The 24,469-nt window shown below is 62.8% G+C and carries 28 protein-coding genes and 1 pseudogene; 16 read left to right on the forward strand and 13 right to left on the reverse strand.

The window, feature by feature from the left end; genetic code table 11:
- The first annotated feature begins 1 nt into the window (after position 1).
- Genes cbiB through RS694_RS09255 form a run of 6 tightly spaced genes read left to right on the forward strand, consistent with a single transcriptional unit; the run spans position 2 to position 6,080 of the window.
- Positions 2–976: an adenosylcobinamide-phosphate synthase CbiB gene (gene cbiB, locus RS694_RS09230; RefSeq protein ID WP_029707606.1), complete on the forward strand. Its 975-nt coding sequence runs from the start codon at positions 2–4 to the stop codon at positions 974–976.
- A complete protein-coding gene (locus RS694_RS09235; protein WP_029707605.1) occupies positions 973–1,965 on the forward strand; it encodes an aminotransferase class I/II-fold pyridoxal phosphate-dependent enzyme in 993 nt (330 codons plus the stop codon). The genes cbiB and RS694_RS09235 overlap by 4 nt, the downstream gene beginning before the upstream one ends.
- Positions 1,965–3,557, forward strand: coding sequence for a cobyric acid synthase (locus tag RS694_RS09240; RefSeq protein ID WP_029707604.1), 1,593 nt, complete (start codon positions 1,965–1,967; stop codon positions 3,555–3,557). The genes RS694_RS09235 and RS694_RS09240 overlap by 1 nt, the downstream gene beginning before the upstream one ends.
- A gap of 18 nt (positions 3,558–3,575) precedes the next feature.
- Positions 3,576–4,661, forward strand: a complete 1,086-nt coding sequence (cobT, locus tag RS694_RS09245; RefSeq protein WP_029707603.1) for a nicotinate-nucleotide--dimethylbenzimidazole phosphoribosyltransferase — start codon at positions 3,576–3,578, stop codon at positions 4,659–4,661.
- Positions 4,661–5,494, forward strand: coding sequence for an adenosylcobinamide-GDP ribazoletransferase (locus RS694_RS09250; protein WP_081708618.1), 834 nt, complete (start codon positions 4,661–4,663; stop codon positions 5,492–5,494). Before cobT ends, RS694_RS09250 begins: the two co-directional genes overlap by 1 nt.
- Positions 5,495–5,504: 10 nt before the next feature.
- Positions 5,505–6,080 (forward strand): histidine phosphatase family protein, encoded by a 576-nt coding sequence (locus RS694_RS09255; RefSeq protein WP_076069538.1) that lies wholly within the window; start codon positions 5,505–5,507, stop codon positions 6,078–6,080.
- Between the two features lie 25 nt (positions 6,081–6,105).
- Here the strand turns inward: RS694_RS09255 and RS694_RS21045 are convergent.
- The 4 genes and pseudogenes from RS694_RS21045 to RS694_RS09275 form a co-directional block, all read right to left on the reverse strand.
- Positions 6,106–7,197 (reverse strand): annotated as a pseudogene (locus RS694_RS21045) (GGDEF domain-containing protein); the annotation flags it as partial.
- 43 nt (positions 7,198–7,240) lie between these two features.
- Positions 7,241–8,053 (reverse strand): HDOD domain-containing protein, encoded by an 813-nt coding sequence (locus RS694_RS09265; protein ID WP_029707600.1) that lies wholly within the window; start codon positions 8,051–8,053, stop codon positions 7,241–7,243.
- A gap of 36 nt (positions 8,054–8,089) precedes the next feature.
- Positions 8,090–8,731, reverse strand: a complete 642-nt coding sequence (nth, locus tag RS694_RS09270) for an endonuclease III (protein ID WP_029707599.1) — start codon at positions 8,729–8,731, stop codon at positions 8,090–8,092.
- Positions 8,731–9,534: an HDOD domain-containing protein gene (locus tag RS694_RS09275; protein WP_029707598.1), complete on the reverse strand. Its 804-nt coding sequence runs from the start codon at positions 9,532–9,534 to the stop codon at positions 8,731–8,733. The genes nth and RS694_RS09275 overlap by 1 nt, the downstream gene beginning before the upstream one ends.
- A 125-nt stretch (positions 9,535–9,659) precedes the next feature.
- Here RS694_RS09275 and RS694_RS09280 point away from each other — a divergent pair, with 125 nt between their 5' ends.
- From RS694_RS09280 to RS694_RS09300, 5 genes are all read left to right on the forward strand, one after another.
- Positions 9,660–10,847, forward strand: coding sequence for an aminotransferase-like domain-containing protein (locus RS694_RS09280; protein ID WP_029707597.1), 1,188 nt, complete (start codon positions 9,660–9,662; stop codon positions 10,845–10,847).
- Positions 10,844–11,584, forward strand: coding sequence for a YoaK family protein (locus tag RS694_RS09285; RefSeq protein ID WP_029707596.1), 741 nt, complete (start codon positions 10,844–10,846; stop codon positions 11,582–11,584). The genes RS694_RS09280 and RS694_RS09285 overlap by 4 nt, the downstream gene beginning before the upstream one ends.
- 106 nt (positions 11,585–11,690) lie before the next feature.
- Entirely contained in the window at positions 11,691–12,347 is a 657-nt protein-coding gene (locus RS694_RS09290) for a DsbA family oxidoreductase (protein ID WP_029707595.1), read from the forward strand.
- A gap of 3 nt (positions 12,348–12,350) precedes the next feature.
- The gene (locus RS694_RS09295; protein ID WP_029707594.1) at positions 12,351–13,925 is read left to right on the forward strand and encodes an alkaline phosphatase D family protein; all 1,575 of its coding nucleotides are present in this window, start codon (positions 12,351–12,353) and stop codon (positions 13,923–13,925) included.
- A 19-nt stretch (positions 13,926–13,944) separates the two neighbouring features.
- The gene (locus RS694_RS09300) at positions 13,945–14,190 is read left to right on the forward strand and encodes a hypothetical protein (protein ID WP_029707593.1); all 246 of its coding nucleotides are present in this window, start codon (positions 13,945–13,947) and stop codon (positions 14,188–14,190) included.
- Positions 14,191–14,198: 8 nt separating this feature from the next.
- Here RS694_RS09300 and RS694_RS09305 read toward each other — a convergent pair whose 3' ends face one another.
- The 4 genes from RS694_RS09305 to RS694_RS09320 form a co-directional block, all read right to left on the reverse strand.
- A complete protein-coding gene (locus RS694_RS09305) occupies positions 14,199–14,627 on the reverse strand; it encodes a PH domain-containing protein (RefSeq protein ID WP_029707592.1) in 429 nt (142 codons plus the stop codon).
- 79 nt (positions 14,628–14,706) lie between these two features.
- The gene (locus RS694_RS09310) at positions 14,707–14,946 is read right to left on the reverse strand and encodes a hypothetical protein (RefSeq protein ID WP_029707590.1); all 240 of its coding nucleotides are present in this window, start codon (positions 14,944–14,946) and stop codon (positions 14,707–14,709) included.
- Positions 14,947–14,979: 33 nt separating this feature from the next.
- On the reverse strand, positions 14,980–15,630 hold the full coding sequence (locus RS694_RS09315) for a DsbA family protein (RefSeq protein WP_029707589.1): 651 nt from the start codon (positions 15,628–15,630) through the stop codon (positions 14,980–14,982).
- Positions 15,631–15,656: 26 nt separating this feature from the next.
- On the reverse strand, positions 15,657–16,523 hold the full coding sequence (locus RS694_RS09320; RefSeq protein WP_029707588.1) for an MBL fold metallo-hydrolase: 867 nt from the start codon (positions 16,521–16,523) through the stop codon (positions 15,657–15,659).
- 125 nt (positions 16,524–16,648) lie between these two features.
- Between RS694_RS09320 and RS694_RS09325 the strand changes: the two genes are divergently transcribed.
- From RS694_RS09325 to RS694_RS09335, 3 genes are read left to right on the forward strand one after another with little or no spacing between them, the layout of a single operon-like run.
- Complete coding sequence (locus RS694_RS09325; RefSeq protein ID WP_029707587.1) at positions 16,649–17,542, forward strand: LysR family transcriptional regulator; 894 nt, start codon at positions 16,649–16,651, stop codon at positions 17,540–17,542.
- Positions 17,543–17,597: 55 nt separating this feature from the next.
- Positions 17,598–18,512, forward strand: coding sequence for an RNA polymerase sigma-70 factor (locus RS694_RS09330; protein WP_029707585.1), 915 nt, complete (start codon positions 17,598–17,600; stop codon positions 18,510–18,512).
- Positions 18,513–18,549: 37 nt separating this feature from the next.
- The gene (locus RS694_RS09335; protein WP_029707584.1) at positions 18,550–19,008 is read left to right on the forward strand and encodes a carboxymuconolactone decarboxylase family protein; all 459 of its coding nucleotides are present in this window, start codon (positions 18,550–18,552) and stop codon (positions 19,006–19,008) included.
- Here RS694_RS09335 and RS694_RS09340 read toward each other — a convergent pair.
- From RS694_RS09340 to serB, 5 genes are all read right to left on the reverse strand, one after another.
- Positions 18,998–19,948 carry a class I SAM-dependent methyltransferase gene (locus tag RS694_RS09340; protein WP_029707582.1) on the reverse strand — a complete coding sequence of 317 codons (951 nt, stop codon included), beginning with the start codon at positions 19,946–19,948 and terminating at the stop codon, positions 18,998–19,000. The two genes, RS694_RS09335 and RS694_RS09340, sit on opposite strands and share 11 nt — an antisense overlap.
- A 19-nt stretch (positions 19,949–19,967) precedes the next feature.
- On the reverse strand, positions 19,968–20,756 hold the full coding sequence (locus RS694_RS09345; RefSeq protein WP_029707581.1) for a ParB N-terminal domain-containing protein: 789 nt from the start codon (positions 20,754–20,756) through the stop codon (positions 19,968–19,970).
- Between the two features lie 46 nt (positions 20,757–20,802).
- Positions 20,803–21,129, reverse strand: a complete 327-nt coding sequence (locus RS694_RS09350) for a single-stranded DNA-binding protein (protein ID WP_029707580.1) — start codon at positions 21,127–21,129, stop codon at positions 20,803–20,805.
- A gap of 22 nt (positions 21,130–21,151) precedes the next feature.
- Positions 21,152–21,661 carry a DUF1993 domain-containing protein gene (locus RS694_RS09355; RefSeq protein WP_029707579.1) on the reverse strand — a complete coding sequence of 170 codons (510 nt, stop codon included), beginning with the start codon at positions 21,659–21,661 and terminating at the stop codon, positions 21,152–21,154.
- A 124-nt stretch (positions 21,662–21,785) separates the two neighbouring features.
- Positions 21,786–22,502 (reverse strand): phosphoserine phosphatase SerB, encoded by a 717-nt coding sequence (serB, locus tag RS694_RS09360; RefSeq protein WP_029707577.1) that lies wholly within the window; start codon positions 22,500–22,502, stop codon positions 21,786–21,788.
- Positions 22,503–23,017: 515 nt separating this feature from the next.
- Between serB and RS694_RS09365 the strand changes: the two genes are divergently transcribed.
- Positions 23,018–23,416 (forward strand): GreA/GreB family elongation factor, encoded by a 399-nt coding sequence (locus tag RS694_RS09365; RefSeq protein ID WP_029707576.1) that lies wholly within the window; start codon positions 23,018–23,020, stop codon positions 23,414–23,416.
- 74 nt (positions 23,417–23,490) lie between these two features.
- Positions 23,491–24,390 carry a universal stress protein gene (locus tag RS694_RS09370; protein ID WP_029707575.1) on the forward strand — a complete coding sequence of 300 codons (900 nt, stop codon included), beginning with the start codon at positions 23,491–23,493 and terminating at the stop codon, positions 24,388–24,390.
- Positions 24,391–24,469: the final 79 nt, after the last annotated feature.

The following is a 24,469-nucleotide window of genomic DNA, read 5'->3' on the forward strand; positions in this document are numbered from 1 at the left end:
TATGACCCCGTGGGCCCTTTCCATGGCAGTGGCCCTGCCAGTCGCGCTGGCGGTTGACCGCTGGTGGGGCGAGCCGCCGGTGCGCCTGCACCCGGTGGTGTGGATGGGGCACGCACTGGGCGGGGCGGGGCGCTGGGTGCAGCGCCACACCGTGCAGCAGCCGGACACCGTGGATTACAAGGCTTTTTGGCTTGCAGCCCTTATGTGGTGTGCGCAAGCAGCTATTGTTTTGGTAGCGGCTGGCGCGCTGCAGTGGCTGTTGCATGGTTTGCCATGGTGGTGTGCCGGGCTGTTGCTGGGCCTGCTGCTGAAACCCCTGCTGGCCTGGACCATGCTCAAGAGCGAGGTGCAGGCGGTGGAAGACGCATTGGGCCAGTCGCTGGCTGACGGGCGTGCGCGCCTGGCCTGGCTGGTGAGCCGCGACGTGGCGCAGCTCACCGACACCCAGGTGCGTGAGAGCGCCATCGAGTCGCTGGCCGAGAACCTCAATGATTCCGTGGTGGCGCCGATTTTCTGGTTTCTGTTGCTGGGCCTGCCGGGCGCGGCGCTGTACCGCTTTGCCAATACGGCCGATGCCATGTGGGGCTATCGCGGACTCTACAAAGGGCAGAACTGGGAATGGGCGGGCAAGTGGGCCGCGCGGGCCGACGATGTGCTCAGTTTTATACCTGCACGCATCACGGCGGTGCTGTTGCTGCTGGCCGGTGGTACCAAAGGTTGGGCACGGGCGTGCCGTTTGCCGGCCGAAGCGAGGCAAACCCCGTCGCCCAACAGCGGCTGGCCCATGGCGGCCATGGCGCTGAATCTGGACGTGGCGCTGCGCAAGCCCGGCGTTTATGTGCTCAATGCAACGGGGCGTACTGCGCTGGCCGCTGACACGGCATCCGCTCTGGTTTATGCGTCCAAAGCGGTTCTAGCCCTTGTGGTGCTTGCGCAAGCAGCTATGGTTTTGATAGTGATTGGAGGTGCGGTGTGAAAGCTGTACCCCGTATCCATGGCGGGCCGGACGCGCTGGGCGCGCCGTTGTATGACTTTTCCACCAACAGCAACGCCTGCGGCCCGTGCCCGCAGGTGCTGGCTGCTGTGCAGGCGGCCGATGCCACGCGTTATCCCGATGCTGGCTACACAGCAGTGCGTGCCGCGTTGGCAGTTTTCCACGGCGTGGCGGCCTGGCGCATTGTGTTGGCGGGCAGTGCCAGCGAGTTTATTTTCCGCATCACGGCCTGGGCTGTGCAGCAAGGCGCGCGCAGCGTGTGCCTGCCTGCGCATGCCTATGGCGATTACGCCCATGCGGCGCGGCCCTGGGGTTTGGATGCGCTGACGGATGTTGATGCCGCGGCGCTGGTCTGGGCGTGTGAGCCGTCCAGCCCGCTGGGCCAGGCGCATGGCCAGTGGCCTGCAGAGTTAAGCCATGTGGTGCTGGACAGCGCCTACGCGCCGCTGCGCCTGAGTGGCGCATCCAGCCTGAACGATTCGCAGCGTGATGCGCTGTGGCAACTGTTTTCCCCCAACAAGGCACTGGGCCTGACCGGCGTGCGCGCGGCTTATGCGATTGCACCGCACGATGCCGCGCAGGCCGTGCAGCAGCTCGACGCGCTGGCACCCTCGTGGGTGCTGGGCGCACACGGCGTGGCGATGCTGCTGGCCTGGACGCAGTCCGACACCCAAGCCTGGTTGCAGCAAAGCCTGCACACCTTGCGTGGCTGGAAGCGGCGGCAGGTGGAGTTGCTGCAAGGTGCGGGCTGGGAAGTATTGCCTAGCGACACGCCGTTTTTCTGCGCTCGCCCCCCGGTAGATGCGGTTGCCCTGTGTGCCCGGCTGCGCACGCAAGGCATCAAGCTGCGCGACACCACTTCGTTTGGCCTGCCGGGCCAGGTGCGCCTGGGTGTGCTGTCACCGCAGGCGCAAGATGCGTTGCTAGCTGCTCTGACAAAGAACACCACTCTGACCATGGAAACCACCTGATGACCGCCAAATGTGTGATGGTGCTGGGCACGACCAGCGGCGCGGGCAAAAGCTGGCTCACAACCGCACTGTGCCGCTACTACGCGCGCCAAGGCTTGAAAGTCGCGCCGTTCAAGGCGCAGAACATGAGCAACAACGCGCGGGTGGTGGCGTCTGAAAACGGCCAGGGCGAGATTGGCTCCGCCCAATACTTCCAGGCCCTGGCCGCCAATGCCGTACCCGATGTGCGCATGAACCCGCTGTTGTTGAAGCCTGAGCGCGACACGCATAGCCAGGTGGTGCTGATGGGGCAGGTGAGCGCGGAGCTCAGCGCCATGCCATGGCGTGGCCGCAGTGCCCACGTCTGGCCACAGATCGCCGCGGCGCTCGACGCATTGCGTGCTGAGAATGATGTGGTGGTGATAGAGGGCGCAGGTTCTCCGGCCGAGATCAACCTGCATGCCAGTGACATCGTCAACATGCGCGTGGCGCTGCACGCCAATGCAGCATGTCTGCTGGTGACCGACATTGACCGTGGCGGTGCGTTTGCGCACCTTTACGGGACCTGGGCGTTGTTGCCCAAAGAAGAGCGCGCACTGATCAAAGGCTTTGTGCTCAACAAGTTCCGTGGCGATGCGGCGCTGCTGGCGCCCGCGCCGCAGATGCTGCAGGACTTGACCGGCATTCCCACGGTGGCCACGCTGCCGATGTGGTGGCAGCACGGTTTGCCCGAGGAAGACGGTGTGTTTGATGACCGCAGTGTGACCAAGGGCGCGGTGAATCTGACGGTGGCTGTGATTGCCTACCCACGCATCAGCAACCTCGATGAATTCCAGCCACTGAAGAACATTCCGGGTCTGCGTTTGCAGTGGGTGCGCAGTCCTTCCGAGCTGGCGGGTTTGAAGGCTACCGACTGGATCATCCTGCCGGGCTCCAAACACACCAGTGGCGATCTGGCCTGGCTGCGTTCTCAAGGGCTGGACGCGGCCATTGCACGCCATGCGGAGCAGGGTGGTGCGGTGTTGGGCGTGTGTGGGGGTTTGCAGATGCTGGGTGAGGCATTGATTGATCCGCATGGCATTGACGGTAATGCACCGGGCCTGGGACTGTTGCCGCTGGTGACCGTGTTTGACCAGGATAAGACGGTGCGGCATACGCAGACCCGTTTTGGTCTCGGCGTTTCTTCTGGCGTCAGTGGGCCCCAAGCCGGGGGGCTCATGGTGCCAAATGCGCACAAATCGCCCCCCGACTTGGGGCCCACTGACGCTGGCCAACGGGCTGGTGGTCCTGCAAGTCCTTGGGCATCCTTGGCGGGCGTATCGGTCAGTGGCTATGAGATTCACCACGGCCAGACCCAACAACACGTGGCTATGGCCGCTGCGGGTGATGTGGCCCACGCTGTTTTGCCCGATGGCCTGGGCTGGTGCAACGCCTCTGGCAATGTGCTGGGCTTGTACCTGCACGGCATGTTTGAAGACGCTGCGGTGTTGCAAGCCCTGTTTGGCGCGCAGCTCGGCGGCGCCGTGCCCACGCTGGAGACCGTGTTTGACGGGCTGGCCGACTACATCGCAACGCACTTTGCCCCCGGTGTGTTGCAAGATTTTGTGAACTGATTTTTGAAAGAGACTGCTATGACTACTTTTTTGCCCACCCTCGCCAACATTTCCGACGCCACGCTGAACGACGCGCTGCACCACACGCTCAACAACAAGACCAAACCGCTCGGTTCGCTGGGCCGTCTGGAAGACCTGGCCCTGGCGATTGGCCAGATCCTGGGCAGCACCGCCCCGGTGCTGGAACAGCCGCAGATGGTGGTATTTGCAGGGGACCATGGGCTGACGGCGCGCGGTATTTCGGCCTTTCCGAGTGACGTGACCTGGCAGATGGTAGAAAACTTTTTGGCGGGTGGCGCGGCGGTCAGCGTGTTGGCGAAGCAAAACGGCATTGCGCTGACGGTGGTGGATTGCGGTGTGAAGCGCGACTTTCTGGCGGGCCTGCCTGCAGGGGCGCAGCGCACGGGCTTGCAGGTGCGTAAGGCGCAGGGCGCTGACCTGGGTACAGCGGATTCGTCGGCCCAGGCCGCCATGACTGCAGCCCAGCGGGACGAGGCTTTGCAACATGGCATCGACCTGGTGAAGGCTTTGCCGGGCAACGCGCTGTTGTTGGGCGAAATGGGCATTGGCAATACCTCGGCCGCCTCCTTGCTGCTGTCGCGCCTGGCGGGTCTGGACATTGCGGTGTGCACGGGTGCGGGCACCGGGCTGGATGTGCCCGCAGTGCAGCGCAAGACCGAGGTGTTGCGCGAAGTGTTGGCGCTGCATGCCAACGCCACCGCACCGCTGGATGCGCTGGCCGCCTTCGGTGGTTTTGAGATTGCGACCATGGTGGGCGCGGTGTTGCAGGCCGCGCAGGAGCGCCGCGTGATTGTGGTGGACGGCTTTATCGCCACGTCGGCGGTGTTGGTGGCGCATGCGCTGCAGCCGCTGGTGTTGCAGCGTTGCGTGTTTGCGCACCGCTCGGGCGAGCGCGGCCATGAGTTCATGTTGCAGTACCTCGGTGTGCAGGCGCTGCTGGACTTGGGCTTGCGTCTGGGCGAGGGGTCCGGTGCGGCGCTGGCCTGGCCGCTGCTGCAGTCGGCTTGCACCATCCTGCGCGACATGGCGAGTTTTGCGTCGGCTGGAGTCTCGGAAAAATCGGCATCTGCCACCACTGTTTGATGTTCTCCGCCTTGCTTCGCCTGCCCGTGCAGTTCGTGCGCCACTACCTGCTGGCGCTGCAGTTCTTCACGCGCATTCCGGTGACGGGGCGGCTGGCGGAGTGGGTGGGCTTTAGCCCGGCCATGCTCCGCGCCAGTGCGGCGCATTTGCCGGGCGTGGGATGGTTGCTGGGCGGGCTGCTGGCCGGACTCACCGCCTTGCTGCTCAAGGGCCTGCCCGCCAATGCCTTTGCGCCGCTGGTGGCTGCCGTGCTGGGCACGCTAGTGGGCGTTCTGCTCACCGGTGCTTTTCACGAAGACGGACTGGCCGATGTGGCCGATGGGCTGGGCGGCACGCTGGACCGGGAGCGCGCGCTGGTCATCATGAAAGACTCGCGCGTGGGGGCCTTTGGCGCCATCGCCATCACGCTGGTCCTGCTGACCAAGGTGTCGCTGCTGGCGCTGTTGGGTGCCGTGAGCACCACGACGTTGTGCAGTGCCTTGTTTCTGGCGCATGTGGTGTCGCGCACCTGGCCGCTGCTGGTGATCCGGCTGCTGCCGCATGTGGGCGATGCCGCAGGCTCCAAGTCCAAGCCGCTGGCAGACCAGATCAGCGGGAGCAGCCTGTCCATTGGCTTTTTATGGTGTTTTGGGGCTCTAGCCCTCGTAGCGATTGCGCATCCAGCTATTAAAGTTGTAGCAATTGGGAGTGCGGTGCTGGCCTCTGCGCTGGCTTTTGTTGTGCTATGGCGCTGGTTTGCACGGCGCCTGCAGGGCTTCACGGGAGACTGCCTGGGTGCCACACAGCAGCTGTGTGAGCTGGCGTTTTACCTGGGCTGGGCGTTGGCGTTATGAGGACGGGGCCGTGACCTTGTGGCTGGTGCGCCATGCCAGGCCGTTGGTGGACCCAGGCGTTTGTTACGGTGCGCTGGATGTGGCTGCCGATGCCGCAGAGACCCAACAGGCGGCCCAGGCGCTGGCTGCCGTGTTGCCGCAGGGCCTGACCGTGCACCACTCAACGCTACAAAGATGTGAGCAGCTTGCGCAATCTCTGTGCGGGCTGCGGCCCGATTTGATACCCAAACCTGATACGCGGCTGGTGGAGATGGACTTTGGTGAGTGGGAGGGCGTGCCCTGGGACCACATCCCGCGCGCCGCGGTGGATGCCTGGACGGCGGACTTTGGTGACCACCGCTTTGGCGGTGTGGAGAGCGCCAACGCCGTGCTGCAGCGTGTGGCCTCAGCCTGGCAGGACACATGGAACCAGATGGGCGAGGGGGACGCGGTGTGGATCACCCACGCCGGGGTGATACGTGCCGCAATGCTGATTTCACAGGGCGTACCAGCGGTGCAGGTGCCGAGTCAGTGGCCGCGTCTTGCAGTGGACTGGGGGCAGTGGTGCTGCCTGGCGCCAACCCGCCCGGGAACTGCGCCAGATTAGCCAGACCAGCGTCCAGCTCCACGCGGTTGCGGCCCTTGGCCTTGGCACGGTACAGCGCAGCGTCGGCGCGTGCCAGCAGCATATCCACGGAGAGGTCTTCCGGCACCAGGGTGGTCAGCCCCATGCTCACGGTGAATGGGGCCACGCTCTGGGCGTTTTGCACGGACAGGCGAATACGTTCGGCCACACTGGCGGCTTCCTGCAGGCTGGTTTCGGGCAGCAGCAGCACGAACTCTTCGCCCCCCATGCGGCCAAACTGGTCGTGGCGGCGCAAATGCCGGCCCACCAGGCGCGCAAAGTCCAACAGTGCCTGGTCGCCGGCCAGGTGGCCGTGGCTGTCGTTGATGCGCTTGAAATAGTCCAGATCCATGGTCGCCAGCGACAGCGAGCGGCCGTGGCGTTGGCTGCGCTCCATCTCGGTCTGGGCCACGCTGTTCCAGGCGCGGCGCGTCAGGATGCCGGTGAGGGAGTCGCGGCTGGCGAGTTTTTCAAACTCTTCGCGTACCCGTTCACTGGCCAGCAGCACAAAACCGATCAGCGTGAGCAAGGTGGCGGCAGTCTGGCTGGCATTGAGCAGCGTGTTGAAGGTGTTGTCGGCAAACAGTTGGCCATTCATATAACCGCCAAAGTGGCCTATCGTGCGTGCCACCCAGGTGCTGGCATTGCCTAGCAGGGCCAGCACCAGGAAGCGGCTGGCAAAGCGGTATTTGCTCTGGCGCATCAATGGCCGGGCGCAGGCCAGCAGGAACAGGCACATGGTGGCGCTGACGATCAACGAGCGGGCTTCATAACTCGGCTGCACCATCAGGTACCAGGCCAGCAGCACCAGTGAGAAGACCAGTACCTGCATCCAGCGGCTGGTGTGGGTGGGGACGCCCAGAAAGCGGCGGGTGCCCAAAAGCCACTGCACCATGCCCAGCATCATCAGCCCGTTGCCCACCACCACCGACCAGAACGGTGGAAGTGTTCCGCGGCCGGTAATCAGCAGCACGCCCACAAAAGCCCAGCACGCACCTTGTGCCCACCAGCCCAGCCCGCGGATGGCAGTGGGATAGTTGCTGCGCATGGCCAAGAGCACCATGGCCATCAGCGGCCCCATGCAGGCCGTGATGATCATGATGGTGCGCGAGTCCAGATTCACGTGTGTGGAGCCTTGTCGTTCAGCCTAACAAGGCAGAAATATCGCTGAAGGATTCAGCGCTGGGAATGTCGGCCGACAGCTTCTCGATATCGAGCTTGAGCGCCTGGACGATCGGCGTGGGCAGGGCGCTCAGGTCCTGGATCGCCGGTGACGGGTCATCGGCCATCAGGCCGGCCAGGTGCAACACGGCACCCAGACGCGAGAAGGTGGCGGCTTGCATGGGCGCGCCGCTGGCGTGCAGGCCGCGCACCAAGGCGTCGGGGAAGTCCCAGCGTTTGGCGATCTCGGCGGTGATCTGGCCTTCGTCAAAACCCAGCAGGTCACGCTCACGGCGCCAGCGCTCACCCGGTTGGCTGGGCAGGGCCTCAATTTCTTCCAGCAGCACCGTGCTTTTCTGGGCAATCGTCAGTTGGCCCAGGCGCAGCATCATGCCGCTGAGCCAGGCCTGCTGCTCGTCAATGCCCACGTGGCCGGCCAGCCACTTGGCATACCCGGCGCTGACCATGCAGTGGCGCCAGAACTCCAGGCGGTTCAGGGGTGGCGGCATGACAAAGGCATTGGCCAGGCAGATCGAGAGGGCGCGTGCGCGTACCTGCGACATGCCGACCACACTCATGGCACTGTCCAGGCTGTTGACGCTGCGCGACAGGCCAAACAGAGCGCTGTTGGCAATGCGCAAGAGCGTAGCGGTGAGGGCTGGGTCTTTGGCAATGACGTTGCGCACGCTGGTGACGTCAGCGTCTTCGTCATTGAGCGTGCGTATCAACGCGTGGGCCACCTCGGGCATCACCGGAAGCTTGACGGACTGCAAAAAGGGGGCAATGTCGGCCATGGTGCGGGTAAAAAAGGGAGCGGTGGCCGGGAAATGTTATTTCGGTGCGGGAGTCTTGAGTTTAAAGCCACAAACCTTTTCCACACCGCACTGCCAGCACAAAGGTTTGCGCGCCTGGCACACGTAACGCCCGTGCAGGATCAGCCAGTGGTGCGCATCGACCATGTAGGCCTTGGGTATCCGCTTGAGCAAACCCATTTCCACGGCCAGCGGCGTCTTGCCCGGCGCCAGCCCGGTGCGGTTGCCCAGGCGGAACAAATGCGTGTCCACCGCCATGGTGGGCTCGCCAAACGCCACGTTGAGCACCACATTGGCCGTCTTGCGACCCACGCCGGGCAAGGCCTCCAGCGCTTCGCGGGTGCGCGGCACCTGGCCGCCATGCAGGTCCACCAGCATCTGGCAGGTCAACATCAGGTGCTTGGCCTTGCTGCGGTACAGGCCGATGGTCTTGATGTGCTGTTCCAGCCCTTCCACTCCCAGGGCCAGGATCTTCTGTGGGGTGTTGGCCACCACAAACAGGCGGCGCGTGGCCTTGTTGACGCCGACATCGGTGGCCTGGGCCGACAGCAGGACGGCAGCCAGCAACTCGAACACCGAGGCAAATGCCAGCTCGGTTTGCGGGTGCGGGTTGGCGGCCTGGAGCGTGGCGAAGAAGGTCTCGATGTCGGCAGGCGTCATCAGGCCGTTACGTCCATGAAGCTGCTGGTGTCTGGCAGTTTGCTGCGCATCCAGTCCATGTCCAGCATCAGGGCGGCGATCACCTCCTTGGGCAGCTCATCGACGGCGGCGATGCCGGCGTGGTCGGTCTCGGCCAGCAGGCCTGCCAGATGGACCACGCCGCCCAAGCGGGAAAACGCCTGGTCGGTGATGGGATCGGCCGAGCGTTGCAGGGCCTGCACCATCTGCATGGGGAAATTCCAGCGGCGTGCCAGTTCGGCGGTGATTTGGCCTTCGGTAAACCCCAGCAGGCGCTGCTCGCGCTGCCAGCGCACACCGGGCAGGTGGGGCAGTTTTTCAATTTCGTGCAGGGTGACCGGGTCGGCTTGGGCGATCAGCAGTTCGCCTAGACGCAGCATCATGCCGGTGAGCCATGCCAGTTGGCCATCGATGCTCAGACGCGTGGCCAGCCACTGGGCGTAGCCTGCGCAGGCCATGCTGGTGCGCCAGAATTCCTTGCGGTCCAGGTCGGGCAGGGACGGAAACGATTCGCTGAGGCAGGCGCCAAGCGCCAGCGTGCGCACCTTGGCCATGCCGACCATGGTGATGGCATCGTCCAGCGTGCCCACCCCGCGGGGCAGGCCGAACTGGGCGCTATTGGCCAGGCGCAGCAGCTTGGCCGAGAGGGCCGGGTCCTGGGCAATCAGGTCACGCACCTGGCCGACGGAGACGTCATCGTCACTGAGCGTCTGGATCAGCGCATGCGCGACCTCAGACATGGAAGGCAGTTTGACGGACTCAAAAAACGAATCAAGATTGGCCATGGGGTCTCCGGGAAGGTGTATCGGTGCAATCGGTGACAATTTACCCCAAAGACCGCCGCCCGAGCGCCCGGGTTTGTGCGGGGCGCACCTATTTTTTTTGCCCGCATTTTTGAAAGCCGCATTCCATGCAATTTGCCGATCGCCTCAACGCCATTGAAACCTCCGCCATCCGCGAACTCTTCAAGCTGCTGGGCAAGCCCGGCATCATCAGCTTTGCCGGCGGCTTTCCCGACCCGGCGCTGTTTGATGTGGAAGGCATCCGCGAATCCACCGCCGCCGTGCTGGCCAGCAACCCTGGCCCGGTGCTGCAGTACGGTGCTACTGAGGGCTACCAGCCACTGCGAGAGCAACTTAGCGTGTTCATGAAAAACAAGGGTGCCACTGTGGCGCCAGACGGCCTGATCGTCACCACCGGCAGCCAGCAGGCGCTGGATCTGATTGGCAAGACGCTGATCTCCCCCGGTGACAAAGTGATTGTGGAGGCTCCCACCTTCCTGGCCACCATCCAGTGCTTCCGCCTGTATGGCGCCCACCTGATTGGTGCACCGATTGATGCGGACGGTGTCAATGTGGACAAGCTGGAACAGCTGATCGAAGAGCACAAACCCAAGCTGGTGTACCTGATTCCCACCTTCGGCAACCCCAGCGGCGCGACCCTGAGCCTGGCGCGGCGCAAACGTATTCTGGAAATCGCAGTGCGTACCGGTACCGTGATCGTGGAAGACGACCCGTATGGCGAGTTGTACTTTGGCGATGCGCCACCCGCCAGCCTGCTGGCCCTGAGCGACAGCGTGCCCGGCAGCCGCGACTGGCTGGTGCATTGCGGGTCTTTAAGCAAGATTCTGAGTCCCGGCCTGCGTGTGGGCTGGATGATTGCGCCGACCGAGCTGCTGGCCCGTGCCACCATGTGCAAGCAGTTCAGCGACGCCCACACCAGCAATCTGACGCAAGCCGCTGCGGCCCACTACCTCACACTGAACCGTCTGGACGGCGCGCTGGCCGTGGTGCGCAAGACCTACGCCGAGCGTGCGCGTGTCATGGGCGAATCGCTGCGCAGTGCGCTGGGCGATGCCATCACCTTCAACGCGCCGCAAGGTGGCATGTTCTTCTGGGCACGGCTCACGGGCGCGCAGGGCAAGGAAACCAACGCCACGGTGTTCGCCCAGCGCGCCATCGAGAAGCTGGTCGCCTTTGTGCCCGGTGCGCCGTTTTACGCCCACGACGCGGATGCGTCCACGCTGCGCCTGAGTTTTGCCACGGCCGATGTGGCGAAGATTGAAGAAGGCGTGGCCCGCCTGGGGCAGGCTTTGTGAAACTTGGCTGGACCGACATTCAGCGGTCTGACCAAGCCAACCGCGGCCTGGGGACTACCCTGGCCTTCGTGGCGGGTGCCATCAACGCGGGCGGCTTTCTGGCGGTGGGCACCTATACCTCCCACATGACCGGGGTGGTGTCGTCGGTGGCCGATAACATGGTGTTGGGCCATTGGATAGCGGTGCTGGTGGGTGTGGTGTCTCTGATGGCCTTTGTGGGGGGGGCGATGACCACGGCATGGATGGTGAACTGGAGTCTGCGCCGCAACCTGCACAGTGCATTTGGCCGCCCGCTGCTGCTGGAGGCGGCGCTGTTGCTGGTTTTTGGCGTTTTTGGCTCGGCCATCAATGTGTTCGGCGCTGCCTTCGTGTCCTTGACCGTGCTGGTGCTATGTTTCATCATGGGTCTGCAAAACGCCGTGATCACCAAAATATCCCACGCTGAAATCCGCACCACCCATGTCACTGGCCTGGTCACAGATCTCGGGATTGAACTGGGCAAGCTGGTCTATATCAATGGCCGGGACAACACCGGCGTGCGCGTGGAGGCCAACCGGCGCAAGCTGGGTATCCACCTGCAACTGATTGCGGGTTTTTTTGCCGGTGCCCTGTGTGGTGCGCTGGGCTTCAAATGGGTGGGCTACAGCACGACATTGCCTTTGGCTCTGGTACTGGTCTTGCTAGCTTGGCGCCCGGTGGCCTACGACTTTGTGCACTGGTGGCGGGGCGCGCCATAACACTGGGGCCTGCCGGGTTGCCTGGTCTAAAAATGGGACTTCTCACCGCGCCTGTGCAGCACCGCCCAGACCTCGCTACAGTGGCGTCTACTCCTCTGGAATTCACATGACCAAGCCTCTCAAAATCGATTTTGTTTCCGATGTGTCCTGCCCCTGGTGCGCCATTGGGCTGCAGTCCTTGCAAACCGCGCTGGGCCGCCTGGAAGGGCAGGTGCAGGCGGACATCCATTTCCAGCCGTTTGAGCTCAACCCCAACATGGGCCCCGCTGGCCAGGACATCACCGAACACCTGAGCGAAAAATACGGCTCCACACCCGAGCAGGCCCAGGCGGCGCGCGAGAACATCCGCGCACGCGGTGCAGCGCTGGGTTTTGAGTTCGCCATGGACAAACGTGGCCGCATCTACAACACCTTTGACGCGCACCGTCTGCTGCACTGGGCGGGCGAGGTGGACCCCACGGGCGCCAAGCAGATGGCTCTGAAGAAGGCCATGCTCAAGGCCTATTTCACAGATGGCAAAGACCCGTCCAAACACCTGACGTTGGTCTCACTGGCGTTTGAAGTTGGCCTGGATTCTGTCGCGGCGCAAGCCGTCCTGACCACGGGGCGTTATGCCGACGAAGTGCGCGAACAGGAGCAGTTCTACCAAAGCCAAGGCATCCACTCGGTGCCGGCCATCATCATCAATGACCAGCACTTGATTTCTGGCGGCCAGCCACCCGAGGTGTTTGAGCAGGCGCTGCGCCAGATTGCCGCCGAATAGGACATGAGCGCCATGCGCATGGACCGCCGCCACCTCTTGCAACTGGCGGGCAGTGTGGCCGGCACGCTGTGGCTGCCGCGCAGCGCCTGGAGTCAGCCGCGTTTTGAGTCCGACCCGTTTGCGCTGGGTGTAGCCAGCGGTTCGCCCACCCATGATTCGGTGGTGTTGTGGACACGTCTGGTGCAGCCGGATGCGGCGGCTCTGGGCAAAGCCGACATCACCGTGCGCTGGGAGATGGCGCATGACGCACAGTTCAAACAGGGCTTGCGCACAGGCCAGGCCACTGCGTCTGCGCAACTCGCCCATTCAGTCCACGTGGAGGTTCCCGACCTGGAGCCGGACCGCTGGTACCACTACCGTTTCATGGTGGGCCAGGCGGTAAGTGCGACCGGGCGCACGCGCACGTTCCCCGCGCCCGGCACCGCTGCCAAAAAGTTGCGCCTGGCCTATGCCTCCTGCCAGCACTGGGAACACGGCCACTACAGCGCCTACCGGCACATGCTGGAGGAGCAGCTCGATGCGGTGCTGTTCCTGGGCGACTACATCTATGAATACGCGGGCACCAGCAAGGCTGTGCGTCCCGTTGCGGCAGGGACGGCCATCACGCTGGACGAATACCGCGCACGCTATGCACTCTACAAGGGCGATGTGCACCTACAGCGCATGCACGCTGCCTGCCCCTGGCTCATGACCTGGGACGACCACGAGGTGCAAAACGACTACGCGGGCACTACTCCCGGCAGCCGTGGCCCGGACGTGGCCGACTTTGCCGCGCGCCGCGCTGCCGCCTACCAGGCCTATTACGAACACATGCCCCTGCGTGCCCATGTGTTGGGCCGCGCATTGGCCGGGCTGGCGCAAGGCGCCGAATTGCGGCTTTATGGGCGCATTGCCTATGGCGATCTGGCCACCCTGTACCTGCTGGACGACCGGCAGTACCGCGACCCCCAGGCCTGCACCAAAGGCGGCGTGTACGGCGCTGGCACCGTCAACCCGGCCAGTTGTGGCATCTGGAGCGACCCGCGCCGCACGCTACTGGGCGCTGCACAGGAGCAGTGGCTGGATAGTGCACTGGGCCAGGACCGGGCGCGCTGGAGTGTGCTGGGCCAGCAAACGCTGTTTGGCCAACGCGACTTCAAGAGCGGGCCCGCGCAGCATTTGTCCAACGATGGCTGGGACGGCTACGCCCCGGCCCGCACCCGCCTGACGAACAGCCTGCAGCGCCATGCCGTGGCCAACCCGGTGTTCCTGGGCGGCGACATCCACGCCAACTGGGTCGGGCAGGTGAAAGCCGACTACGCGCGCCCTGACAGCGCGGCTGTGGGCGTGGAGTTTTGCGGCACCAGCATCACCTCGCGTGGTGGCAGCAACGAACATTTGCCCGAACTGCTGGTAGAAAATCCGCACTTTGTTTTTGCCGACCGCGAGCGCCGCGGCTATGGTGTGGTGGAGTTCACCCCCCAACAGCTCACCACCACGCTACGCACCGTGACTGACGTGACCCGGCCCGATGCCGGCATTGAAACACTGGCCCAGTTCACTGTGGTGCAGGGGCGTACCGTGCTGGAAAAACATTGACCCCGGAAACAGACACACCATGCCCGCTACCGAATTGATCGTGACCTCCGCCGGAAAAATTGCCGACAAGGAACTGCTGGTCCCCACGGGAAAAGAAGGGCAGTTTTACCCCCATGTGCAGGACTGGGTGACCGCCAAGCTCAGCGCCAAAACCCCGGTGAAAGACATCAGCAACAAGGTGCTGGTCAAAGGCATCAAGCAGTGGTCCGTATTTGAGGAAAAGTCCGGTGGCAAGACCATCCGGACGGTGTTCAAAATTACCTAGGGTCTGTCTCAGGCCTGATTGCTGGCCGACATACTGCGTTCCTGCGCGTCGATAAAGGCTTTGCGAAATTCCATGGGGTTGGAGATGCCCGGGATCGGTGTTTGGGGCGTGCCTGCGCCAGAGATGACAAGGGAGCCGTAGTTGAAGATGCGCCCCATCACACTCTGGTCCACCTGGATGGATTCGATCTTTTGCAGGTTCATCTCTATGGTGCGCCGGCTGACCAGGCCTACCTTGGAGATGACGCGTTTGTTCGTGATCGCGAGCTCGGTGGTCTTGTATTTGATGTAAACCGACAGCAGGATGATGAGACCCACGACGATGGGGATCAGCACGATGCCGAAGAAGATCCACCAGCCCAGGGGCCACAGGCTGGTGTGCCCCAGGTACACAACTTTCTCATTGTTGGTCAAAGCGCCATCGACATAACTGCTCATTGCATCCCCCTGGTTGGACGCTATCGGACAAGCGTTTGAATCGGATTATGTCTTGGCCAGCAGGTCTGAAACGGACCGCTCAACCCGTCCGCAGCACATCCTCAAAGCGCTGCAGCTCTTCCTGCAGCGTGCCCCGGCTGCGGAAATGGCGGTTGGCTTTGCTGTACCAGTACTCGGCATCCTCCAGATCACCTTCTTGGATGTGCAGGATGCCGTGCAACCAGGCGGCCAACTCGGAGCCATCCTCCTGCACGAGGTCGTGCGCCTCGCGCCAGCGGCCCGCACGCATGTGCGCCAAGACGTCGTGAAGCAAGGTCATGAAGAGTTCCTTTGAGTGGCTGCAGCGGATTTTTCAGGCCGCTGCAATGTGGCTAAGCAAACTGTCAAAGCTGCCATACAACGCATTGCCACGCAGCAGCCGGCTGCCATTGTCATCGGTCACGATCAGCGTTGGCACACCTTGCGCATCAAAGCGCTGCATCAGCCCTTGTGCCTTGCGGATACGTTCGGCGTTGGCGGCCAGGAGTTCTGCGTCACCCGCCACCAGGCGGTCCGCGGCAGCAGCCAGGCCCATGTCGCGCAACAGCTTTTCCACCACGGGCACGGCGCTGGTATCCAGCGCGTGGACATAACGGCCTTCCTGCAAGACCTTCAAGGCCTCCAGTTCACGCTCCGGTGTAGTCAACGCCACGGCCGTGAGTGCCAATGTGGTGGTGGCCGAATCAAAGCGGCTACCGGGTTTGCCCAGCACCTGCGTGCGGTAGGCCTCAGAGAAGCGCTGGCCGGTCAGCTTTTCGATGCGCACGTCGTTCGACCACGCATAGTCCGCAAACGCGGCGTCTAGGGTGCGCCCACCGCTACCTGCAAACAGGCCCGTTGGCGCCAACTCCAGTTGGATGCTGGTGTGTTGTCCCAGTTGCTGAACTGTGGGGGAGGCACCGTAGCACCAGCCGCACAGTGGGTCGAACAGGTAGGTCACGGTGGTGTGTGTCGGGGTGCTCATGGTGTTATCTCCTTACTGGTTCATTGTTACCACTTCATCTCGCCCTTGTTGACCTTGGCGCCAATGTCCAGCGACAGCGCACCATCGGTCACCTGTGGGTAAGACTGCTTCATCGCGTTGATCAGCTCGGCGCTGTTTTTGCTGGCGGCCAGATTCTTCTCAAATGTGAGCAGGTAATCTTTGGTGAAACCAATCGTGCTCGCATCGACCTTGGTGCCCGCCTTCATGTGGCCGGGAATCACCAGCTCAGGCTTCAGCGCAGCCATCTCGTCCAACTGCGCCACCCAGGCGGCGCGCTCAGCAGCGCTCTGCGTATCCGCAGTCCACACATGCATATTGCCGAACACGCCGATGTTGCCGACGATGGTTTTGATCGATGGAATCCACGCATAGGGCCGGTGTGCCAGCAGCCCTTGGGTTCCGCGGATCTCAATCGTCTGACCTTCCAGCGTCAGCGTAGTGCCGTCCAGCGCGCGTGGGACCACGGGTTTGCGCGGTGCATTGGCGCCCATCTTGGGGCCCCAGAACGCGACCTTGCCTGCCAGCTTGGGCGACAGCTTCGCCAATACCGCGGGCGTTGTCACCACATCGGCGTTGGGGAAAAATTCTTTCAGCGTCTCCACGCCAAAGTAGTAGTCCGGGTCGGCCTGGCTCACGTAGACGGTGGTGAGCTGTTTGCCGCTGTCCAGCACATTGGCCGCAATGCGCAGCGCATCGGCGCGGGTAAAGCCGGCGTCAATCACCATGGCTTCCTTCTCGCCCACCACCAAAGTGGAGTTGACGTTGAAGCTGTTGCCGTCGGCGTTGTAGACCTTGACGGTGAGCGGCTGGGCGGCCTGTGCGCTGGTGAAGGCGATGGCGAGGGATGCGGCGAGTAGGGTGGTGCGGATCATGGGGAACTCCAGTAAGGTGGGTGGTGAAAAGGAACGCTCTTGGCGCTGGAGTGAACTTTAGTTTCAATATCCGCGCAGATAAACCCGATAATTCGGCCATTACTGTTTCATAAATTGAGCAAATCATGGACCGATTGACTGCCATGCAGGTGTTTGTGGAAGTGGCCCAGAGCGGCAGTTTCAGCGCCACGGCCGACAAGCTGGACATGTCGCGCGCCATGGTGACGCGCTATGTGGGCGAGCTGGAGCAGTGGCTGGGCGCTCGTCTTTTGCAGCGCACCACGCGCAGCGTCACGCTCACCGACGCGGGTGAAAACTGCCTGCGCCGCAGCCAGCAAATGCTGGCGCTGATGGAAAACGTGGAGGAAGAAACCCACAGCCACGACGGCGCTTTGCGCGGGCAGTTGCGCATCACTTGCAGCATGTCATTTGCCTACGCGCAGATGGCTGCGGCCGTGGCCGTTTTTTTGAAGCAGTACCCGCAACTCAAGATCGACCTCAATGCCAGCGAGGGCGCGCTGAATCTGGTGGAGGCGCGCATTGATCTGGCCATCCGCATCAGCGCGGAGCCCGACCCTACGCTGATTGGGCGCGTGCTGGCACCGTGCACGTCGGTGCTGGTGGCGTCCCCGGACTACTTGCGTGCGCAGGGCACGCCCCAGCTACCCGTCGACCTGGCCGCGCACCGCTGCCTGAGCTATGCCAACTTTGGCAAAAGCGTGTGGAAGTTGCAGCGCGGGGACGCGCACGCCGAGGTGAGTGTGGGCAGCCATTTCAGCGCCAACGAAGCCACGGCTTTGCTGCAGGCCGCATTGGCGGGCGGCGGCGTGGCCCTGCAGCCCACCTACTTGGCCAATCCGCATCTGCGGGATGGCCGCCTGAACGTGGTGCTGCCAGACTGGAAGCTGCCCGATATGGCGATTTACGCGCTGTACCCCTCGCGCAAGCTTTTGTCACCTGCGGTGCGCACATTTCTGGATTTTTTGGTGGAGCGGTTTGCCAAGGTGCCCTGGAATTAAACGCATTGGTGCGCAGCGCTGTCACACAATGGGGTTGCCAAACGTCTAGCTCTCCATGAACGACGCCACCACCACCTTCAACCGCCTGCGCCCCCGGCTGCAGGGTATTGCCTACCGCATGTTGGGCTCTTCGGCCGAGGCGGAGGACGTGGTGCAGGATGCCTGGCTGCGCTGGAACGCGGCCGACACGGCGCAGATGGACAGCACGGAGGCTTGGCTGGTGTCCGTGACCACACGCCTGGCGATTGACCGGCTGCGCTCGGCCAAGATCCAGCGCGAGCACTATGTGGGCACCTGGTTGCCCGAGCCCCTGATGTCGGATTCGCCTGTTTCTCCCGAGCAACTGCTGGAGCGGGTGGACGATGTGTCGGTGGCATTCATGACCTTGTTGGAGCGCCTGGCACCCGAGGCGCGTGCTGCGTATTTGTTGCGCGAGGTGTTTGATGCCGACTACGGCGAGGTGGCCGAAGCCCTAGGCAAGACCGAGCCCGCCTGCCGCCAACTGGTGCACCGTGCCAAGTTGCAACTGCAGGACCAGCGCCCGCGCTACACGGTGGCGCGCGAGACCCAGCTGCGGTTGCTGCGCGGTTTTGCCGACGCGGCGGCGCGTGGCAATTTCCATGTACTGAAGGATATGCTGGCCGACGATGCGCAGTTGATTGGTGACGGCGGCGGCAAGGTGCCCAGCTTTGGTGTGCCGCTGGTGGGCGGGGCGCGCATTGCGCAGTTGTACCTGGCTACATTCCTGCGTTTCCCCGGTGTGGTGCGGTTTGAGGTGGTGGTGCTCAATGGGCAGTGGGGCTTGCTGCGCTTCATTGACGGTGTGCTGGAGTCGGCGCAGTCGTTGGAGACCGATGGCGCGCGCATCGTGCGTATCCACTCCCAGCGCAACCCGGACAAGCTGGCCCGCATTGCCGCCACGCTGGGCCGCGACTTGGTTGTCACAAAGGAATCGCCTGAAACGTCTTGAGTGTGTACATCCCGTACAGCAACCAAGGCAACTCAAAATGAACCAAGCCCGTCTCCCCTGGACCACCATTTCCCCCAAGTCTTACCAAGCCATGGCCAGCGTCGGCGCCAGCATCGCCAAGTCATCCATCGGCCCCGTGCTGATGGAGCTGGTCCACACCCGTGTATCGCAGATCAATGGCTGCGCCTTTTGCCTGGACATGCATGTGCGCGACCTGCGCAAAGCCGGCGAGGGCTGGCAGCGCATCAACAGCCTAGCCACCTGGCGCGAAGTCGGCCTGTACAGCCAGCGTGAACGCGCCGCGTTGAACTGGGCCGAAAGCATCACCCGCCTGTCAGACAACCACAGCAGCCGCGATGCCGATTTTGAAGAACTCAAAGGCCAGTTCAGCGATCAGGAGATCGTCGAGCTGACATGGGCGATTGCACAGATCAACACGTGGAACCGCATGGCGATCGGCATGCAGGCGCCGGTGGTTGAAAAGGCTATTGATTGACAGCAGACGCTGCCTGGTCTGCATCCGGTGCCCGGTAGACCAGCACCTTGAGTGCGCGGTCTTCCGACACGTCCGCAAACACGGACGGGTTGGACACGCGCTCTACAAATGACAGCTCCGGCGCCAGTTCCTGCATCGCGTCCCGCAGGAAGCCGACGCCCAACTCGGGCGCGTTCAGGCACAGCAACACGTGCCCGCCATGCATCAGCAGGTCGGGCAGGCGGCGCATCAGGCGTGCATAGTCCTTGGTGGCCACAAAGCTGCCCTTTTGGTAGCTGGGTGGGTCCACGATGATCAGGTCATAGGGCCCGCCGCGCGTGATCTTGCCCCAGGTGCTGAAGATGTCATGCGGCAGAAAACTGGCCCCGGCCCTGAGGCCATTGAGCTGGTGGTTTTGCTGCCCGATGGTGATGGCGCCGTGGCTCATGTCCACATTGACCACCTGTTTCGCGCCTGCCTGCAGCGCCACCACAGAGAACGCACAGGTGTAGGCAAACAGGTTGAGCACGCGGGCACCCGGCTGGTTCGCCACGTGCGTGCGCACCCAGCGCCGGCCCTCGGCCATGTCGGGGAAAAAGCCGTGGTTTTGCCCCTTGAGCAAATGCAGCAGGTAACGCGCGCCGCTTTCGGTCACCACATGCGGCGTGGGTACTTCGCCCGCCATGAGCCGGGTTTCGGTCTGACCTTTGCTGCGGCATTGGTAGACCCAGTTCAGCGTTTGCCCCGGCGCCAGTTGCTCCAGGCGCTGCGCCAGGGCGGTGTGGACCGCGGCCAGCTCTTCTTCCGTGGACGGTTCAAAACTGGTCAGTACCCAGACTGGCGGGAAGGCATCCAGCACCCAATGCTCACAGCCCGGGTACATGCCACCGCGGCCGTGGAAGATGCGCTGGGCGTCGGTGGCCAGCTCCATCTGGGCGATGGCGTTCAGCAGGGCTTGCATGGGCGGTGGGGTCCGGCGTTCAGCGGGGGCTCAGTGCCTGCAGTGCGGCAACCTGCGCGCGCAACATGGTGTTTTCTGCCTCCAGCGCGGTGACGCGGGCTTTGAGCTGCGTGACTTCATCTGTTTCTGCACCATCAACGTCATCAGCCTTGGGGCGTTTGCGGGTGTCGCGCACGCGTTTGGCGGCTTGTTGCAACTGTTCTTTGCCGCCCATGGCTGCCTCCACTTGTTCCTGCGCGGGCAGGCTGGACACGGCCGCGGCGGCGTTGATGGAGATCACGCCCGATTTCACGGCGGCCACCACTTCGGGGGTTGCCTGTTTCTGGATCTTCTCGATCATGACCACCTGGCTGCTGCTCAAGCGGGCCGCTTTGGCCAGACCTTCCCGGGTTTTGATGGAGGAGGGCGCAACTGCTTCGGTCGCACCCTGTGCTGCTTCTGGTGCAGCAGCGTCTGCGGCGGGTGTGGCTTCGGTCTGGCGCGCCTTGTCCGCCAGAATCTCGCGCTTGCGCAGGGCCAGCACGCCGCGCTGGAAGTCCGACACACTGCGCCGCCCCAGATGCTGGTCAATCATCCACAGGTGTACGTCTTCGATGCTGTGGAAAAGCGTGCTTTGCAGCGTCTGGAAAGGAATGCCGTGTTTCTGGCAGATGCCGTACCGGTTGTGGCCGTCCACCAGCACATCGCCCCACAGCACCAGCGCATCGCGGCAGCCCTCGGCCAGCAGGCTGCGCTCCAGCGCCTCGTGTTCCTCGGGTGTCAGGGGATCAATATAGGCTTTGAGGTCTGCGTTAACAACGATGTTCATGTCCGGGGTGCGAGGTGCTGGCAAAGGGCGTGATTGTGCCAGCCTATCAATCGGTATCTGTAGCCTGCTTCTGGCCCAATTGGTAGGGCGTCATGACATTCGCGGCCACCATGTCCAGCGCGGGCTTGGTATTGCCTTGTTTGTCGCTCCAGACCTTGGGTGTCAGGCTACCGGTCAGCGCGACCGGGTCACCATCCTGCAGGGCCATGAGGGCTGCGCAGGCCTCGGGGGCGAAGGCAATCACGTTGACCAGCACCTGGTCACCATCGCCCGCGGCAGCCTTGACCTTGGCCACGGCAAACTTGCTGGCGTTTTTGCCGTCGCGCATTTCTGCGTCGCCGACCAGTTTGCCGGCTACCAGTCCATCAATCATGCTGCTTGCCCCATCGTGGAAATCAATAAACACCCATGTAATCGCGCTTGCCGACGGGCAGCCCGTTGTGGCGCAGCAGCGCGTAGGTGGTGGTGACGTGGAAGAAGAATTGCGGCTGGCCGTAATGCGACAGGTAGGCCTGCCCGCTCAGCTTCTTTTCTTTCGGTGTGCCGGGGCGCAAGACGATTTCCTTGCTTTCGCTGCCTTCGAAGGCGGCGGCATCCAGGCTGCCCAGAAACGCCAGGGTGTTGGTCAGCAGGGCGTCCAGATCGGCAAAGTTCTTCTCGTTGCCTTCATAGACAGGAACCTCCACGCCCGCCAGTCGCGCCGACACACCGCGCGCAAAGTCGGCCGCAATCTGCACCTGTTTAATCAGCGGGAACATGTCGGGGTACAGGCGCGCTTGCAGCAGGGCGTCGGGCGTGATCGATTTTTCCGTAGCGTATGCGCCAGCCTGCGCCAGGATGGTCTGGAGCGCCTTGAGCATTTGCTGGAAGGCCGGGACTGAGTGGGTGTACATGGGGCTGGTCATAAAGAGGCTTGGTTGGGGAGTGAGAAGTCGGGCGTGTGCCCGGGTTTCCAAATAAAAAAGGCCTCTGCGGTGTGCGGAGGCCTCGGCTACCTGGCGGTGGCGATAGTCTACAGCGCTCTGGAGCTTACGCAGGCTTCAGCACCTCCAGCAAGCGGTCCAGCCCGCCGCTGTTGATTGCCACTTGGGCTTTCTCGCGCACGGCGGGTTTGGCGTGGTAGGCCACGGACAGACCTGCGACGCCCATCATGGGCAAGTCGTTGGCGCCGTCACCCATGGCAATGCACTGGGCGGGGGATATGCCCAGTAGGGATGCCACTTCGAGCAGCGTGCGGCGCTTTTCATTGCCGTCGCAAATGTCGCCCCAGGGCTGGTCCACCATGGCACCTGTGAGTGCACCGTCTTTTTCTCCGAGCACATTGGAGCGCGCAAAGTCGATGCCCAGGCGCTCGCGGATGCGGTCGGTGAAGAAGGTAAAGCCGCCCGAGACCAGCAGCACCTTGAGTCCGGCTTGTTTGCAGGCTGCCACCAGCGCCGCGGCACCGGGGTTGAGCTGCAGACGCTGGTCGTACACCTGCTGCATGCTGGCCACGCTCACACCCTTGAGCAGCGCCACGCGTTTGCGCAGGCTGTCCTTGTAGTCGGTGATCTCGCCGCGCATGGCGGCTTCGGTAATCGCGGAAACCTCGGCCTTGCGGCCGGCGGCGTCGGCAATTTCGTCCACACACTCGATGTTGATCAGTGTGGAGTCCATGTCAAAGGCGATGAGTTTGTAGTCGGCCAGCTTCAGGGCTGCGGGCAGGTTCTGGACAATCAGGCCGGGGGAGATTTCGTTTGCAGGCATGTGATTTTGCTATTTATTTAGTAGCTGCTTGCGCAGTTTCTATAAGGGCTAGAGGCCATTTTTGTACAAATTTCGCTGTGCACAGGGGTTTGTTGTCCCCATTTTCTGTCCGCTTGCCAGCGCTAGGGGAGCGTGGGGAGGATTTTGGCATATGCCCCAGCCTGTAGCCCTTGTTGGACAGAGCGTGCCGTGCCCTCAGTCATCAATCGATTACTGGCAAAAAGCCTAGGGCTATGTCGGTTCGCTTTGTGGTTTGGCGCCGACGCGACCTAGAATCCACAGCATGTCCTCCCCCATTCGTTCCTCATGCAATGACGCGGCTGTTATCGCTGATGTCGTTGTGCGGGCGCGAAAAGTCGCGGGTGCGGCCTGTATGCGCCAGCCGGCCGCAGATTCTTAAGCCCGGCGATTCCCCCTTTCCTTTTTAGCGCAAACCAATAATCGCCGGGCCCCAAGCCCAGCGCGTTAGCGGCCGCCGCACTCTGTGGGCCAGGTCGCGCTTATTGGAGTGTTTTATGAATTCAGCCCTGAACGGTGAACGTGTCCTCACCGAGTTGGATTTCGCCCGCTTGCGTCTCAAAAATGGGCAATTGCCCGTTGCGCTGAAGGAGCACTGCGAGTCCGCTGACCTGGTTCCCTCGCAGGACATTCCGCTGGACGTCATCACGATGTATTCCCAGATAGAAATCGTCGATTTGAATTCGCATCGCACGCAAAAACTCACGCTTTGCTACCCCAGAGATGCCGAACCCAGCCTTGGATTCATTTCCGTGCTGTCGCCGGTGGGCGCCAGTCTGCTGGGCCTCCGTGTGGGCTCTGTGGCCCACTGGCGCACACCGAATGGCGATGCGTGCTCGGCACAGGTGTCGGCGCTTCTGTTTCAACCCGAAGCCAGCGGCGACTACACCATCTGATCGATGGCCCATTTGTCTTGTTTTGTTCCTGGCCTTTGCGCCAGGGGCCTGCATCCGTCCGTCTGGGAGTTGCCATGAACATCCAATTCATACTTGCTGTCACCGACTTTTCAACCGCGGCGGAACACGGGCTGGAGCGTGCTGCGCTGATCGCGGCAAGTCACCGAGCCCGATTGCGCATCATTTACGGAGCTGAAGTGCCCAACCTGGGTCTGTCAGATCCGTCAGCGCGCCTGCGACAGCGTGGGCGACAGCTTGCCCGGCGTCATGGCATCACGGTCGAGGCGATAGAGCACACACCGCATATGCTGGATGACGTCGTGCGGCTTGCCCGCGGCGCCAACTTGCTGGTGATGGACCCTCGACGCCATCGCGCACTGCACACTTTTTGGCGTGGTACGACGCTCGACCAATTGCTGCGGCGCGTCCAGTGCCCTATGCTGATCGTCAAGAACGCGCCTTCGGGGCGGTACCAACGTATGTTGGTCGCCGTTGACTTCACGCTGGAATCGGGAAATCTGGTGCGATATGCCAGCGGATTGGAAGCCGACTCAGCGCTTGAGTTGTTTCACGCATTGGATGCACGCTGTTCAACGGGGCGACCCCAAGACATGGCCCCGGAAGATGCCATGGCCTATTACCGAAAGCTGGGCCGTCAAGACGCGCAGGGGCGGCCGCTTCGGTTCTCAGAGAGCCTCGACACACGCAGAAATCGGGTGAGTTCGATCACCGGACGCAGCGCGCCTGCCCGAGAAATTGCAGTGCAGCAGTGCTTCGCTGCTGCAGATTTGGTCATCGTGGGCGAGAAAAGAAACGCGACGTTGGTCGATTTTTTGTTTGGCAGCATGGCCAGACAACTCATTCCCTTGGCGAGCAGTGACGTTCTCGTTTTTCCCCATGCTTACCAAGCCCCTTCAGGGGCCATCGCAAAAGAGCGCATACGCACGGTACTGAATGGGGTGCGGCTGACATGAATCCTGCTGCGGTTCCATGCGGCCGTGCGTTACGGTCATTCCCGGAATGATTGGTGCCACATGCTGCTGCAGTGGCACC

Source organism: Rhodoferax saidenbachensis, from assembly GCF_001955715.1.
In the GTDB taxonomy this organism is placed as follows: Bacteria; Pseudomonadota; Gammaproteobacteria; order Burkholderiales; family Burkholderiaceae_C; genus Allorhodoferax; species Allorhodoferax saidenbachensis.

Coding starts and splice junctions, on each gene's coding strand:
- RS694_RS09350 (WP_029707580.1), bottom strand. CDS start 21,129: ATGATTGATGGACTGGTAGCCGGCAAACTGGTCGGCGACGCAGAAATG.
- RS694_RS09325 (WP_029707587.1), top strand. CDS start 16,649: ATGGACCGATTGACTGCCATGCAGGTGTTTGTGGAAGTGGCCCAGAGC.
- RS694_RS09250 (WP_081708618.1), top strand. CDS start 4,661: ATGTTCTCCGCCTTGCTTCGCCTGCCCGTGCAGTTCGTGCGCCACTAC.
- RS694_RS09280 (WP_029707597.1), top strand. CDS start 9,660: ATGCAATTTGCCGATCGCCTCAACGCCATTGAAACCTCCGCCATCCGC.
- RS694_RS09300 (WP_029707593.1), top strand. CDS start 13,945: ATGCCCGCTACCGAATTGATCGTGACCTCCGCCGGAAAAATTGCCGAC.
- RS694_RS09265 (WP_029707600.1), bottom strand. CDS start 8,053: ATGGCCGACATTGCCCCCTTTTTGCAGTCCGTCAAGCTTCCGGTGATG.
- cobT (WP_029707603.1), top strand. CDS start 3,576: ATGACTACTTTTTTGCCCACCCTCGCCAACATTTCCGACGCCACGCTG.
- RS694_RS09355 (WP_029707579.1), bottom strand. CDS start 21,661: ATGACCAGCCCCATGTACACCCACTCAGTCCCGGCCTTCCAGCAAATG.
- RS694_RS09305 (WP_029707592.1), bottom strand. CDS start 14,627: ATGAGCAGTTATGTCGATGGCGCTTTGACCAACAATGAGAAAGTTGTG.
- nth (WP_029707599.1), bottom strand. CDS start 8,731: ATGACGCCTGCCGACATCGAGACCTTCTTCGCCACGCTCCAGGCCGCC.
- RS694_RS09370 (WP_029707575.1), top strand. CDS start 23,491: ATGAACATCCAATTCATACTTGCTGTCACCGACTTTTCAACCGCGGCG.
- RS694_RS09315 (WP_029707589.1), bottom strand. CDS start 15,630: ATGAGCACCCCGACACACACCACCGTGACCTACCTGTTCGACCCACTG.
- RS694_RS09335 (WP_029707584.1), top strand. CDS start 18,550: ATGAACCAAGCCCGTCTCCCCTGGACCACCATTTCCCCCAAGTCTTAC.
- RS694_RS09330 (WP_029707585.1), top strand. CDS start 17,598: ATGAACGACGCCACCACCACCTTCAACCGCCTGCGCCCCCGGCTGCAG.
- RS694_RS09290 (WP_029707595.1), top strand. CDS start 11,691: ATGACCAAGCCTCTCAAAATCGATTTTGTTTCCGATGTGTCCTGCCCC.
- serB (WP_029707577.1), bottom strand. CDS start 22,502: ATGCCTGCAAACGAAATCTCCCCCGGCCTGATTGTCCAGAACCTGCCC.
- RS694_RS09345 (WP_029707581.1), bottom strand. CDS start 20,756: ATGAACATCGTTGTTAACGCAGACCTCAAAGCCTATATTGATCCCCTG.
- RS694_RS09320 (WP_029707588.1), bottom strand. CDS start 16,523: ATGATCCGCACCACCCTACTCGCCGCATCCCTCGCCATCGCCTTCACC.
- RS694_RS09340 (WP_029707582.1), bottom strand. CDS start 19,948: ATGCAAGCCCTGCTGAACGCCATCGCCCAGATGGAGCTGGCCACCGAC.
- RS694_RS09240 (WP_029707604.1), top strand. CDS start 1,965: ATGACCGCCAAATGTGTGATGGTGCTGGGCACGACCAGCGGCGCGGGC.
- RS694_RS09365 (WP_029707576.1), top strand. CDS start 23,018: ATGAATTCAGCCCTGAACGGTGAACGTGTCCTCACCGAGTTGGATTTC.
- RS694_RS09275 (WP_029707598.1), bottom strand. CDS start 9,534: ATGGCCAATCTTGATTCGTTTTTTGAGTCCGTCAAACTGCCTTCCATG.
- RS694_RS09295 (WP_029707594.1), top strand. CDS start 12,351: ATGAGCGCCATGCGCATGGACCGCCGCCACCTCTTGCAACTGGCGGGC.
- RS694_RS09310 (WP_029707590.1), bottom strand. CDS start 14,946: ATGACCTTGCTTCACGACGTCTTGGCGCACATGCGTGCGGGCCGCTGG.
- cbiB (WP_029707606.1), top strand. CDS start 2: ATGACCCCGTGGGCCCTTTCCATGGCAGTGGCCCTGCCAGTCGCGCTG.